Below are 12948 nucleotides of genomic sequence, written 5' to 3' on the forward strand. Positions count from 1 at the left end.
CGAAGGCGCCAGAACAGGGAGATGAGGGAAGGCGCGGGGTGGTCAGGACCGGGGCGACTTCCACGCCGTCGCGCGGCGGGCCCGCTCGACCGCGCCGGGCAGGGCCGCCAGGAGCGCGTCGACATCCGCGCTCGTCGACGTGTGGCCGAGGGTGAAGCGGAGCGACGAGCGCGCCCGGTCGTCGTCGGCGCCCATGGCCAGCAGCACGTGGGACGGCTGCGCGACGCCGGCGGAACAGGCCGAGCCCGTCGAGCAGGCGATGCCCTGGGCGTCGAGGAGGAGCAGCAACGCGTCGCCCTCGCAACCGGGGAACGAGAAGTGGGCGTTGCCGGGGAGGCGGTGGGCCGGGTCACCGTTGACGATGGCGTCGGGGACGGCGGCGCACACGCGGGCCACGAGGCCGTCGCGGAGGGCGGAGACGCGGGCCGCATTCTCAAGCTGGGTCTTGATCGCGGCCTCGACCGCCACGGCGAAAGCAACCACGCCGGGGGTGTCGAGAGTGCCGGAGCGCACGTCGCGCTCCTGGCCGCCGCCGTGCAGCAGCGGGGTGGTGGGCACGTCGCGGCCCAGGAGCAGGGCGCCGACGCCCACCGGGCCGCCGAGCTTGTGGCCGGTGACGGTGAGGGCCGCGGCGCCGCTGGCCGCGAAGTCGACCGGGATCTGGCCCACGGCCTGCACCGCGTCGGTGTGGAACGGGATGCCGGCGCGGGTCGCGAGCGTGGCCAGCTCGGCGATCGGCTGGACCGTGCCGACCTCGTTGTTGGCCCACTGGACGCTGATCACGCTGATCGTGTCGCCGTGCTCCGCGAGGAGATCGGCGAGCGACGCCGGATCGACCCGCCCGGTGGCGTCCACGGGCAGCCAGGAGATGTCGGCCGACTCGTGCGCGCCGAGCCAGTCGACGGAGTCGAGCACGGCGTGGTGCTCGACCGCGGAGGCGACGACGCGGTTGCGGCGAGGATCGGCGTCCCGGCGGGCGTAGTGGATGCCCTTGGTCGCGAGGTTGTCGCTCTCGGTGCCGCCGCTGGTGAACACCACCTCGGACGGGCGGGCGCCGAGCACCGCGGCGATCCGCTCACGGGACTCCTCGACCAGGCGGCGGGCGCCGCGGCCGGCAGCGTGCAGCGACGAGGGATTGCCGATCTCCCGGGCCGCCGCGACGTAAGCGTCGAGCGCCTCGGGAAGCATGGGCGTGGTCGCCGCGTGATCCAGGTAAACCATCGTCATGAAGCTTATGCCTTGATGCGTCAACCGAACGTGCCCGTCCGCCAGCCGGGAAATCACACCGGCCCCCGAACACGGCAAACGGCCCGGCCGAGGGGCCGGGCCGTAAGGCAGATCACCTGGTACGGGTCACTTGCGCTTGCGGATCTCCTCCGCCGCCTGCGGCACGATCTTGAACAGGTCGCCCACCACGCCGTAGTCCGCGAGCTCGAAGATCGGCGCCTCGGGGTCCTTGTTGACGGCGACGATGGTCTTCGAGGTCTGCATGCCGGCGCGGTGCTGGATCGCGCCGGAGATGCCGAGAGCCACGTAGAGCTGCGGGGAGACCGTCTTGCCGGTCTGACCCACCTGGAACTGGTGCGGGTAGTAGCCCGAGTCGACGGCCGCGCGGGAGGCCCCGACGGCCCCGCCGAGCAGGTCGGCGACCTCTTCGACGAGCTTGAAGTTGTCGGCGTTGCCCACACCGCGGCCGCCGGAGACGACGATCGACGCCTCGGTCAGCTCGGGGCGGGAGCCCTTCTGCTCGGCGACGCGCTCGACGACCTTCGTCAGCTTGTCGGCCTCGGTCGCGGCCACCGTCAGCGGCTCGACCGCCGGGGTGGCCGGGGCGGGCGAAGGGGTCACCGAGTTGGGGCGGATGGTGACGATCGGCAGGCCCCGGGTGACCTTGGACTTGACGATCGTGGCGCCGGCAAAGACGACCTGCGTGGCGGTGCCGTCCGCGGCCACCTCGACCGCGTCGGTGAGCAGCCCGTTGTCCAGCTTGACGGCCAGCCGGGCGGCGATCTCCTTGCCCTCCTGGGAGGAGGCCAGCAGGACCGCGGCGGGCTGGACCCGCTTGACGAGCTCCGCGACGGCGGTGGCCTTGGGCGCCACGAGGTAGCCGTCGACCTCCTCGCCCTGCGCGTGGTAGATCTTCTGTGCGCCGTACTCGCCGAGCTTGCCGGTCTCGGCCTCGCCGAACACCACCGCCGACACCTCGCCGAGGCCGCGGGCGATGGTCAGCATCTCGAGCGTGACCTTCTTGACGCCGGCCTCGACGACAACCAGAACTTCAGCCATGACCGGCCCCTCTCAGACGAACTTCTCGGTGGCGAGGAACTGGACCAGCTGCACGCCGCCCTCGCCCTCGTCGATGACCTTGGCGCCGGCGCTGCGGGGCGGGCGCTGCGCGAACTCCAGCACGGCGCTGGTGGCACCGGCCGCACCGACCTCGTCGGCCGCGATGCCCAGGTCGCCGAGCGACAGCGTCTGCACGGGCTTCTTCTTGGCGGCCATGATGCCCTTGAAGGAGGGGTAGCGCGGCTCGTTGATCGTGTCCCAGACGCTCACCACGGCGGGCGTGGCGGCCGTGACGACCTCGTAGCCCTCGTCGGTCTGCCGCTCGGCGGTCAGCTGCGAGCCGTCCACGGTCAGCTTGCGGGCACCGGTCAGCGCGGCGATGCCGAGCCGCTCGGCGATCATGTGCGGCATGACCTGGACGCGGCCGTCGGTCGACTCCGCGCCGCAGAGGACCAGGTCGGCGTTGAGCGTGCCGAGCGCGGTCGCGAGCACCTTGGAGGTGGCGACGGCGCAGGAGCCGTGCAGGGCGTCGTCGGAGATGTGGACCGCCTTGTCCGGCCCCATCGACAGCGCCTTGCGGATCGAGTCGGTGGCGCCGGCGGGACCCATGGTCAGCACGGTCACCTCACCGCCGTGCGCTTCCTTGATCTTCAGCGCTTCCTCGATGGCGTACTCGTCCATCTCGTTGATGACGTTGCTCGCCGAGCCGCGCTCGACGGTGTTGTCGCTCGCGCTCAGGGTGCGCTCGGCACCGGAGTCGGGCACCTGCTTGACCAGTACGACGATGTTCATCGCGCTTCGACGACCCTCCTGTATATGGACGCACGCCTGCAGCCGGGTTCCGCGTTTCCACCCGATGTTACCCATGGGTAGCTTACGAGTCTCCGGCCACCGAGAGTGACTCACCTCACCCGTGACGACCGGCGCCTCCGCCGGGCCCGGGACGAGGATATGTCGCGAATTCTCCGGCTGATCCGGTTCTTCGTCGAGCGGGAACGGCCCGCTCCTGCCCCATACTCCCCCACTGCCCGTGAGACGCGAGCCGGGGCCGCGTCCCCACCGGCGCCTTCTGCACCGGGAAGGTCAATAATCGGGAGGTGCCGCTCCAGTGGTTCGACCCGCACAAGACACCGATGGCCGGGGACAAGCCCGACTACCGGTTCTCGCTGGCCAACGAGCGGACCTTCCTCGCCTGGATCCGCACCGGCCTGGCCCTGATCGCCGGCGGCCTGGCCTGCGCGCAGTTCCTGCCGCCGCTGCCCGTCGACCACCTGCGCGAGATCATCGCGGTGGCGCTGCTGCTGCTCGGGGGCGTGGTCGCGGTGCGGGCCGTGGACCACTGGGCGCGGACCGAGCGGGCCATGCGACTGGGTACGGATCTGCCGCGGTCACGCTTCCCCGCAATCCTGGCGCTGATCGTGGCTGTGGGCGCCGTCCTTCTCACGGTCGCGGTGCTGATCAAGGCGGCGCAGTGAGCGATGCCGGTCCGGGCCGGGCGGTGAGCGGTGCTGATCGGGGCCGGGCGGTGAGCGACTCTGATCAGGGCCGAGCGGTGGGCGGCGCTGATCGGGGCCGGGCGGTGAGCGACGCTGATCAGGCCCGGGCGGCGACCGATCCGGGTGGCGGAACAACCGGGCCGGCGGATGGGCGGGACGCCGGGGTGTCAGCCGACGGGATGTCGGCCGAGCGGGATGCCGGCCCGGCGGACGAGCGCGATGCCGGGGTGTCGGCCGAGCGGACCGGTCTGGCCTGGCGCCGGACCGGACTGTCGGCGAGTGCGGTGGCGCTGCTGATGTTGCGACACGCTTTCGAGCCCGGGGCGGGAAGCGCAATTTTCCTCATGGTGGCAGTGGCGCTCCTCGGATGGGCCATGCTGGTGGGCATCGCCTACCGGCGCGCCCGCGGGTTGCGGGCCTGGCCACCACGGCCGGGACAACGCACCGTACGCGCCTACGCACTCGTCACCGTCGTTCTCGCGGCGACCGGGACGATGCTTGTCATGCTCTGATCGTCGCCGTTGCCCCGGGTGGCGCGTCATTATTGCCTCATGGTCCGGGTGTTCGTGTTCTTGGCTGCGGTGCAGCTCGTCCTTCTGGTGCTCGCGCTCATCGCCTCGTTGTCCGCCGACCGGGTGCGCTCGATGCCGCGGGCGCTCTGGGTTCTCGTGATCCTGCTCGTGCCGCTGCTGGGTCCGATCGCGTACTTCCTGTGGGGCCGCCCGCTGCCGGCGCCGCGCGAGGGCACGGTGCGCCGACCGGCCTCCCGCCCCCTCTCCCCCGACGACGACCCGGAGTTCCTCCGCTCGGTCGACACGGAGCAGTCCCGCCGCGATCGTGAGCTGCTCGCCCAGTGGGAGCGCGACCTCGAGGACCGCAACGACCCCTGAGGACCGGATCCGCGCCGGCGCCGCGACAAAAGGCCAGCCGACGCTTGCGACAAAAGCCAGCTGGCGCCTGCGACAAAAAGCCAGCTGGCGCCTGCGACAAAAGGCCGGCCGGCGCCTGCGACAGAAGGCCACCGGACAAGGCCGCGAAGAAGGTCCGCCGAAGAAGGCCGCCCGGAAAAGGCCGCCGAGTGGCACCGCTCAGGCGCGCGCACCGGAGCCGGCGGGCGCGCAGGTCAGCGCAGCCGGACGCGCAGGTCAGCGCAGGCAGACGCGCAGGTCAGCGCAGGCGGACGGGCGATCGGAACAGGTGGGCGCGCGGATCGGAGCAAACCACGCGCGGATCGGAGCAAACCGCGCGCGGATCGGAGCAAACCGCGCGGGATCGGAACGCGCGGGGTCAGAAGAGGTTGCTGAGGTCGTCGAAGAGTGAGGTGAGGGCCGAGCCCGGGTCGACGCCCGAGGTGTAGCTGTAGGCCACCAGCAGGGCGAGGATCGGCGCGGCGATCAGGACCAGGACGCTGAGCACGATCTGGAAGGCGCGGAGGCCCCGGCCGGTCCGGCGCCGGGCGGACTGGGCGGGTGCCGCCGGTGGTGCGGAGCGGCGCGGCGCGGCGGAGGGCTGCCGGCCGCCGGCGAGTGGTCTGGTGCTTCCGGCTGCGGGAGAGACAAAGCCGGAGGACGAACGACCGGCGGATGAACGACCGGCGGCCGAACGACCGGCAGCGGAGTGGTCGGCGGACGACCGGCCCGCGGCACCGGGGGCGGGCGGCGAGCCGGCGGGTGGGGTGCCCGAGCGGAAGCGGCGCGGGACGACGGTGCCGGACCCGGCGGACGCGGACTGGCCGGGCGCGCCCGGATAGGGCGAGCCGGGCGACGGGCGGCCGAGGATCGCCGGGGACATGGGTGACGGCACGGTGGCGTCCGGGTCGGGGACCCAGTCGTGCTCCGCGTCCGGCCACGGGTCCACCGCCGGCGGCATGGCGCCACCGCCGTCGCCGTTGAGCAGGCTGCTCCGGGACTGCGGCACGGTCTCCATGTCATCGACGGACGACCCCGAGGAAGACGGCGCCCCCGAAGAAGACGGCAGCCCCGAAGAAGACGGCGCCCCCGAAGAAGACGGCAGCCCCGAAGAAGACGGCGCCCCCGAAGAAGACGGCGCCCCCGAAGAAGACGGCAGCCCCGAGGAAGACGGCAGCCCCGAGGAAGAGGGCGGCCCCGAGGACGGCGGCGCCCCCAAGGAACGCCCCGCAGACCCCGCAGCGGTGGACGGAGGCGAGGACGACGGCGCGGCAGGCGCGACGGACGAAGCCGCGGCGGGCGAGACGGACGAGGGCGCGGCCGGAGACACGGGCGACGACGGGCGGGAGACGAGCGGGAAGCGCATCTCCGAGGTCGGCCCCGGCGCGGCGGGCTCGCTGGCCAGGAGGGCGGCGTCGGCCAGGATGCTGCCCTCGGCCACGACCAGCTCGGGCTGCTCGATGGCCACGGGCGGCTCGGCCAGGGCGCGGTGCAGGAGGGTCGCGACCAGGGGGATGCGGCTGGCCCCGCCGACCAGGAAGACGCCGGCCAGCCGGCCCTCGGGCAGGTCGGCCCAGCGCAGCAGGTCGCTGGTGACCTGGACCGTCTGGTCGAGGATCGGGCGCGCCAGGCGCTCCAGCTCGTCGCGGGTGACGTGGAGCTCGGTGTCGAGGATCGGGATCATGACGTCGGCGCTCTGGGTGCGGGAGAGGCGCTCCTTGGCGATGCGCGCGTCGTCCCAGAGCTGGCGCTGGGCCCGGCGGTCCTCGAGGGTGGCCGGCTCGGTGAGACGCTGCCAGACCCCGGCGTCGAGGGCGGCGATGCCCTCGCCCAGATGCTCGACCAGGGCGGCGTCGATGTCGAGGCCGCCGAGATCGTCGCGGCCGTCGACGGCGAGGACCTCGAAGCCCTCCGCCGTACGCGCGACGACGCTGGCGTCGAACGTGCCGGCCCCGAAGTCGTGGACGACCACCACCGACCCGATCGGGACATCACGACCGAGCACGTCGGCGAAGTATGTGGCCGCCGCCACGGGCTCGGCGACCAGGCGGACCCGCTCCAGCCCGGCGCGTGCGGCCGCCTCGGCGAGCAGGCCCCGGCGGGTCGAGCCCCACGTGGCGGGGCAGGTGAGGGTGACGTCGGGGCGGACCGGGCCGACCGCGCGGTGCCACTCCTCGACCACGCGCACCAGGACCGCGGCGATGAGGTCGGCGACTTCCACCTCGCGGTCGCCGAGCAGGACGGTGCCGTCGTCGATGCGGCGCTTCGGGTTGGGCTCGAAGCGGGCGGGGTCGCGGCGGGCGCTGTGCACCGCGTCGCGGCCGACCGCGAGCATGCCGCTGGACTCGGCATAGACGGCCGAGGGCAGCAGCGGCGAACCGTCGACGAGGATCGGGCGGGCCCGGCCGTCCGGCCAGCGGGCCACCGCGACCGTGTTGGACGTGCCGAAGTCGACACCGAGCGCGTGCCGACCCTGGTCGATGGACATGACCGCCAGTCTAGGGGGTCCGCCGTACGCGTTGATCACCGCACAAAGGCGGCACCGCGCTCAGACCGCCCGCCAGCGGAGGTGTCCGTCGCGCCCGCGGGAACACCGCAACTTCTCCCCCTCCGGGTCGAACCGGACAGCCCCCTCCCGCCGGCAACGCTGCCCCGCCGAAGGAGCCGGCGGCACGAAACCAGGCGAGAAGGAAGGCGCGAAGGGCGGTGGCGGCAGGAACACGGGCGTAGTGGGAGGGGGAACCACAACAGTCGGAGCCGACGAAACGGGAGCGGAAGTGGCCGGCGCCGACGAAACAACAGGCGAAGGAGCCCGAGAAGAAGGGGAAATGTCCGAATCGACACTCTGCGGCAACAGCCGCTCCGACCGCCGCACCGAAACGCCCGGCCCCTCGTCCCCGGCCGAAGACGACGAGGACGAGGACGACGGCAGAGACGATGGCGAAGGCGACGGAGGCGCCGGACGGGACGGCAGAGCGACAGCGGGCGGATCAGCCAGCCGCCCGGCCGGCGAAGAGGAGGAACCGACCCCGAACGTCACCGCCGCGATGACGCCTCCGAGCACCGCCTGCCCGGCCAGCAGCCCCACGGCGACGGTCATGGTCCGGCGCCCCGACGTCGCGTTCCGCCCGGCTCCCGTCACAGAGGGAGACTTTATGGCAACGGATCGATGGGCGCGAGATCCTGACATGCCACATCGGGGCCGGGCCGTGTCATTTCCCGGTGAAGCCCGGCTTCCGCTTCTCCACGAACGCCGTCGTGCCCTCGATCCGGTCGTCCGTCGCGAACAGCCCCGCGAACAACTGGCTCTCCAGCGCCAGCCCCGACGCGAGGTCCACGCTCAGCCCGCCGTCGATCGCCTGCTTGGCCGCGCGCAGGGCGAGGGCCGGACCAGTGACGTAGGGGCGGACCAGCTCGGCCGCGGCCGCGTACACCTCGGCAGGCGGAACCACCCGGTCGGCGAGACCGATCGCCAGGGCCTCCGCGGCGTCGACCATGCGGCCCGAGAAGACCAGGTCCTTGGCCCGCGCGGGGCCGACGAGCCGGGCCAGCCGCTGCGTGCCGCCGGCGCCCGGGATGAGGCCGAGCTTGATCTCCGGCTGGCCGAGCTTCGCGTCGTCGGCCACCACGCGCCAGTCACAGGCGAGGGCGAGCTCACAGCCGCCGCCGAGGGCGTACCCGGTGATGGCCGCCACCACCGGCTTGGGGATCCGGGCGATCGCGTCGAACGCGCTGGACAGGGCGCCCGCCCGCACGGTCATCTCCTGGTAAGTCAGCCGCGTGAACTCAGTGATGTCGGCGCCCGCCGCGAAGACCTTCTCGCCGCCGAAGACGATGACCGCCCGTACGTCCGGATCGTCCGCGGCCTCGTGCGCGGCCCGCCGCAGCTCCTCCTGCACCTGGGTGTTCAGCGCGTTCATCGGGGGCCGCTCGAGGCGGATGGTGCCGATCCCGTCCTTGCTCTCCAGCCGCACGAACTCGCCCATCGGCGAAACCTCCCGGTCGCTCGGTCAACCCCGACAGACTAGGACGTGTACGCCCGGGGTAAGTAGCATGCGGACGGAGGGAGGACGATGACCACGTACTACCGGGACCGGGACGTGCAGGTCACGTCGGCCGCCCTCCGCGTGCCGGGGCAGGAGTTCCGGCTGCACGAGCTGACCCGCGTCTGGCACAGCCGGGGCCGCCGCCAGTGGGGCACGGTCGCCGGCCGGGGCTTCCTCGGGCTGGCCATGGTCGCGCCGCTGGTGCTCGGGGCGCTCGCGCTGGCCGTGGCGCTCACCCTCGACCTCTCCGCCTCGGTCACCGTCGCCGTCGGCGGGGGCGGGGTGCTGCTCGGCCTGGCCGCGATCCCGCTCTCCGACGTGCTGCTCGAGCACGTCGACCGCTCGTACGACCGGGGCAGTCACGACCTCGAGATCTGGGCCGACGTCCGGGGCACCCCGACGCTCCTGCTCCGCACGGCCAACCGGCAGCGCTTCGGCCAGATCTACCGCGCCCTGCACCGCGCCGTCGAGCAGGACTCCGTGCGCCGATGAGCCGCGACCGGGAAGCCCTCGTCATGGCGGCCGCGCTGACCACCACGGGTCTGCTGCACTTCGCGTCGCCGCGCCCCTTCGACCGCATCGTGCCCCGCTCGCTGCCCGGCAAGCCACGCACGTGGACCTATGTCAGCGGGGTGGCCGAGCTGGCCGTGGCCGCCGCAGTCGCTGTGCCCGCCACCCGGCGCCTCGGCGGGCTGGCCGCGGCGGGACTCTTCGCGGCGGTCTTCCCCGCGAACGTCAAGATGGCCGTCGACTGGCGGCACCAGAGCGCCGGGCGCCGGGCGATCGCCTACGGCCGGCTGCCGATGCAGGTCCCGCTCGTCCTCTGGGCCCTGCGAGTCGCCCGATCAGCGACATAGAAAAGCGCCACAAAGAAAAGTCAGACGCGAGGCATTTTCCGCGACTTCGCCCGCGAAACAGGCCCGCTCGGCCACCATCAGAGCATCATGAAGGCCACCAGGGTTGCCCCGACCGGCGTCGAGCGGACATTCGGCGAGGACGAGCTCATCGTCACCAAGACCGATCCGCGCGGTGTCATCACGTACGCGAACGAGGTCTTCCTCCGCATCTCGGCGCTCACCGAGGACGAGGCGATCGGGCAGCCGCACAGCCTGATCCGGCATCCCGACATGCCCCGGGCCGTGTTCAAGCTGCTGTGGGACACCCTCAAGACCAGGCAGGAGCTTTTCGCGTACGTCGTGAATCTCGCCTCCGACGGCGCCCACTACTGGGTCCTGGCGCACGTCACTCCCTCGTTCGACCAGCACGGTCAGCTGGCCGGCTACCACTCGAGCCGGCGCAGGCCCGAACCGGCCGCCGTGCAGGCCGCCGCCGAGCTCTACGGCCGGCTGCGGGCCGAGGAGCGCCGCCACGACAGCTCGCCGGCCGCCCTCGACGCGGGCTGGGCGATGCTGCAGGAGACGCTTCGGGGGCGCGGCCGGACGTACGACGAGTTCGTGTGGGAGCTGACGAACGGAACCGCCGCATGATCCGCCGGCAGTCCCCGGCCGGCGCCGGCCGGACCGCCACCGACGACGCCGTGCTGCGCCTGGTCGCGGAGGTCTGCGGCCAGGCCGCCGCCGGTGACTTCGAGTCGCGGCTGCCGTCCATCGGGGAGTCCGAGGAGGCGAAGGCCGCCCGGGCCGCCCTCAACCGCCTGCTCGACGTGACCGACGCGTTCGTCCGGGAGTCCGGGGCGGCGCTCGGGGCGGCCGCCGAGGAACGCTTCCACCGCCGCTTCCTCACCCGCGGCATGCGGGGCGCCTTCCGCGACGCGGCCACGCGCATCTCGCAGTCGAGCGAGCAGATGGCGGCGTCGGCGGCGCGCGTCAACGAGGCCGCCCAGTCCCGGCTGCGGCTGGCCGACGAGCTGGAGTCCGCCGTGCTGACGGTCTCCGAGCAGGTCGCGACGGCGGCGACGGAGATGGGCGCGTCCGCGAACGGGCTGGCCGACTTCGCGCGGGAGGCGGTGGGCGACGCCGAGCGCGGCCTCGACACGGTGACCTCGCTGCGCAACGCGTCGGACCAGATCCGGCACGCCGTCGACCTGATCAACCAGGTGGCGTCGCAGACCCGGCTGCTCGCGCTCAACGCGACGATCGAGGCGGCGCGGGCGGGCGAGATGGGCAAGGGCTTCGCCGTGGTGGCGGGCGAGGTCAAGACGCTCGCCAACGAGACCAGCGCCTCCAGCGAGGAGATCATGGGCCAGGTCAGCACGGTGCAGTCCGCCGCCGCCGACGCCGTGACCGTCCTCGACGCCGTGACCGGCAGCATCCGCGAGATGGCCAGCCTGGTCAACGGCATCGCCGCGGCCGTCGACGGCGGTCACGACTCCGGCACGGCGGGCCTCAGCAACCTCGCCGAGGTGTTGCGCGCCGAGGTCCACCGCTTCGTGTCCATGGCCCGCCAGGCCTGAGCGAGATGGCCCGCCAGGGCTGAGCGAGATGGCCCGCCAGGCCGGGACCTGTCCTACCCGGCGCCGCGGGCGTAGACGGCGTCGATGTCGGCCCGGGCGGGCAGGGCGTTCGAGGCGCCCATCTTCGTGACGCAGGCGGCGCCGGCGGCATTGGCCCAGCGCACGGCCTCGATCAGGTCGCGCCCCTCGCCCCAGGCCACGGCCAGCGCACCGGTGAAGGCGTCGCCCGCGGCGGTCGTGTCGACCACGTCGACCACGAACGGGGGCACCCGCTCGTCGCGGCCGTCGCGGTCCGCGTACCAGGATCCGCTCCCGCTCAGGGTGAGGACCACCCGCGGGACCAGCGCCAGCAGCGCGCCCATGTCGGGCTCGGCCCGGCCGGTGATCGTGGCGGCCTCGCTCTCGTTGACGACCAGCAGGTCGACGACCTCGAGCAGCTCCGCCGGCAGCTCGCGGGCGGGCGCGGCGTTGAGGATCGTCAGCGTGCCGCCGGCGCGGGCGGCCCGGGCGGCGGCGGTCACCGTCTCCAGCGGGATCTCCTGCTGGCAGAGGAGCACGTCGCTGTCGGCGATGACGGTCTCCTCGGCGGCGCTCAGGCCGGCGAAGGTGCTGTTGGCGCCGGGGCTGACCAGGATCGAGTTCTCGCCCCGGCGGTCGACCATGATCACGGCCACGCCGGACGAGCCGTAGCTGGTGCGGACGTTCTCGGTGTCCACACCCGACGCGTTGAGACGCGCCTTGATGGTCACGCCGAAGGCGTCGGAGCCGATCGCGCCGAGGAAGGTGGTGTCGCCGCCGGCGCGGGCGGCCGCGATGGCCTGGTTGGCGCCCTTGCCGCCCGGGGTCATCAGGAAGTCGTCGCCCAGCACGGTCTCGCCGGGCTGCGGCAGGCGCTCGGCCAGCCCGACGAGGTCCATGTTGGCGCTGCCGGCGACCACGATGCGCGGCGCCATCTCAGGCGGCCCGCGCGGTGTAACGGTCGCCGGTGCGCTGCACCACGAGCGGCAGGCCGAAGGTCTTGGACAGGTTGTCCGCGGTGAGCGTCTCGCCGAGCAGGCCGGCGGCGACGACCGAGCCCTCACGCAGCAGCAGCGCGTGGGTGAAGCCGGGCGGGATCTCCTCCACGTGATGGGTCACCAGCACCATGGCCGGGGCGTCCGGGTCCTCGGCCAGCTCGGTCAGGCGGGCCAGCAGGTCCTCGCGGCCGCCCAGGTCGAGGCCGGCGGTCGGCTCGTCGAGCAGCATCAGCTCGGGGTCGGTCATCAGCGCCCGGGCGATCTGGGTGCGCTTGCGCTCGCCCTCGCTCAGCGTGCCGAACTCGCGGTCGAGCAGGTGGCCCATGCCCAGCTGGCCGAGCAGCTGGCGGGCGCGGCCCTCGTCCTGCGGGTCGTAGCTCTCGCGCCAGCGGCCCACGACCGACCACGCGGCGGTGACGACGACGTCGAGCACCTTCTCGTCGGGCGGCAGGCGGTCGGCGAGCCGGCCGGTCGTGATGCCCACCCGGGTGCGCAGCTCGTTGACGTCGGTCTTGCCCAGCCGCTCGCCCAGCACCCACGCGACGCCGCGGGTCGGGTGCAGCCGCGCCGACGCCAGGTTGAGCAGGGTCGTCTTGCCGGCCCCGTTGGGACCGAGGATCACCCACCGCTCGTCCAGCTCGACCTGCCAGCTCAGGTCGCGCACCAGATGGTTGCCGGCGCGGACGATGCTGACGCGGTCGAACGAGATGACGGTGTCTTCGTCAGGGGGCGTGACAGCTGCTTCGGGCACGCTCCCATCCAATCACGCAGCCGGCCGCGACC

General features: G+C 73.1%; 14 protein-coding genes. 7 read left to right on the forward strand and 7 right to left on the reverse strand.

Features of this window, described 5'->3' with window-relative positions:
- Positions 1 to 42: 42 nt before the first annotated feature.
- The 3 genes from RAN62_RS03720 to RAN62_RS03730 form a co-directional block, all read right to left on the reverse strand.
- The gene (locus tag RAN62_RS03720; RefSeq protein WP_305782983.1) at positions 43 to 1221 is read right to left on the reverse strand and encodes a cysteine desulfurase family protein; all 1179 of its coding nucleotides are present in this window, start codon (positions 1219 to 1221) and stop codon (positions 43 to 45) included.
- 132 nt (positions 1222 to 1353) lie between these two features.
- Positions 1354 to 2286, reverse strand: coding sequence for an electron transfer flavoprotein subunit alpha/FixB family protein (locus RAN62_RS03725; protein WP_305782984.1), 933 nt, complete (start codon positions 2284 to 2286; stop codon positions 1354 to 1356).
- 12 nt (positions 2287 to 2298) lie between these two features.
- Entirely contained in the window at positions 2299 to 3078 is a 780-nt protein-coding gene (locus RAN62_RS03730) for an electron transfer flavoprotein subunit beta/FixA family protein (protein ID WP_305782985.1), read from the reverse strand.
- A gap of 341 nt (positions 3079 to 3419) precedes the next feature.
- Here RAN62_RS03730 and RAN62_RS03735 point away from each other — a divergent pair, with 341 nt between their 5' ends.
- From RAN62_RS03735 to RAN62_RS03745, 3 genes are all read left to right on the forward strand, one after another.
- Positions 3420 to 3761: a YidH family protein gene (locus RAN62_RS03735; RefSeq protein WP_305783065.1), complete on the forward strand. Its 342-nt coding sequence runs from the start codon at positions 3420 to 3422 to the stop codon at positions 3759 to 3761.
- A gap of 185 nt (positions 3762 to 3946) precedes the next feature.
- Positions 3947 to 4294: a DUF202 domain-containing protein gene (locus RAN62_RS03740; protein ID WP_305782986.1), complete on the forward strand. Its 348-nt coding sequence runs from the start codon at positions 3947 to 3949 to the stop codon at positions 4292 to 4294.
- 39 nt (positions 4295 to 4333) lie between these two features.
- Positions 4334 to 4672, forward strand: a complete 339-nt coding sequence (locus tag RAN62_RS03745) for a PLDc N-terminal domain-containing protein (protein WP_305782987.1) — start codon at positions 4334 to 4336, stop codon at positions 4670 to 4672.
- 397 nt (positions 4673 to 5069) lie between these two features.
- Here RAN62_RS03745 and RAN62_RS03750 read toward each other — a convergent pair whose 3' ends face one another.
- Both RAN62_RS03750 and RAN62_RS03755 read right to left on the reverse strand, forming a co-directional pair.
- Positions 5070 to 7178: an Hsp70 family protein gene (locus RAN62_RS03750; protein ID WP_305782988.1), complete on the reverse strand. Its 2109-nt coding sequence runs from the start codon at positions 7176 to 7178 to the stop codon at positions 5070 to 5072.
- 724 nt (positions 7179 to 7902) lie between these two features.
- On the reverse strand, positions 7903 to 8676 hold the full coding sequence (locus RAN62_RS03755; RefSeq protein WP_305782989.1) for an enoyl-CoA hydratase/isomerase family protein: 774 nt from the start codon (positions 8674 to 8676) through the stop codon (positions 7903 to 7905).
- Between the two features lie 87 nt (positions 8677 to 8763).
- Between RAN62_RS03755 and RAN62_RS03760 the strand changes: the two genes are divergently transcribed.
- From RAN62_RS03760 to RAN62_RS03775, 4 genes are all read left to right on the forward strand, one after another.
- The gene (locus RAN62_RS03760) at positions 8764 to 9228 is read left to right on the forward strand and encodes a DUF6232 family protein (protein ID WP_305782990.1); all 465 of its coding nucleotides are present in this window, start codon (positions 8764 to 8766) and stop codon (positions 9226 to 9228) included.
- Positions 9225 to 9593, forward strand: a complete 369-nt coding sequence (locus RAN62_RS03765; RefSeq protein WP_305782991.1) for a DoxX family protein — start codon at positions 9225 to 9227, stop codon at positions 9591 to 9593. Before RAN62_RS03760 ends, RAN62_RS03765 begins: the two co-directional genes overlap by 4 nt.
- Before the next feature lie 87 nt (positions 9594 to 9680).
- The gene (locus RAN62_RS03770; protein ID WP_305782992.1) at positions 9681 to 10223 is read left to right on the forward strand and encodes a PAS domain-containing protein; all 543 of its coding nucleotides are present in this window, start codon (positions 9681 to 9683) and stop codon (positions 10221 to 10223) included.
- Positions 10220 to 11149: a methyl-accepting chemotaxis protein gene (locus tag RAN62_RS03775; RefSeq protein ID WP_305782993.1), complete on the forward strand. Its 930-nt coding sequence runs from the start codon at positions 10220 to 10222 to the stop codon at positions 11147 to 11149. Before RAN62_RS03770 ends, RAN62_RS03775 begins: the two co-directional genes overlap by 4 nt.
- Positions 11150 to 11202: 53 nt before the next feature.
- On the opposite strand, the gene RAN62_RS03780 is transcribed toward RAN62_RS03775, so the two are convergent.
- The gene (locus tag RAN62_RS03780) at positions 11203 to 12102 is read right to left on the reverse strand and encodes a ribokinase (RefSeq protein ID WP_305782994.1); all 900 of its coding nucleotides are present in this window, start codon (positions 12100 to 12102) and stop codon (positions 11203 to 11205) included.
- 1 nt (position 12103) lies between these two features.
- Positions 12104 to 12928 carry an ABC transporter ATP-binding protein gene (locus RAN62_RS03785; protein ID WP_438874456.1) on the reverse strand — a complete coding sequence of 275 codons (825 nt, stop codon included), beginning with the start codon at positions 12926 to 12928 and terminating at the stop codon, positions 12104 to 12106.
- Positions 12929 to 12948: the final 20 nt, after the last annotated feature.

The sequence above is a fragment of the Symbioplanes lichenis genome, assembly GCF_030709675.1.
Taxonomy (GTDB): domain Bacteria; phylum Actinomycetota; class Actinomycetes; order Mycobacteriales; family Micromonosporaceae; genus Actinoplanes; species Actinoplanes lichenis.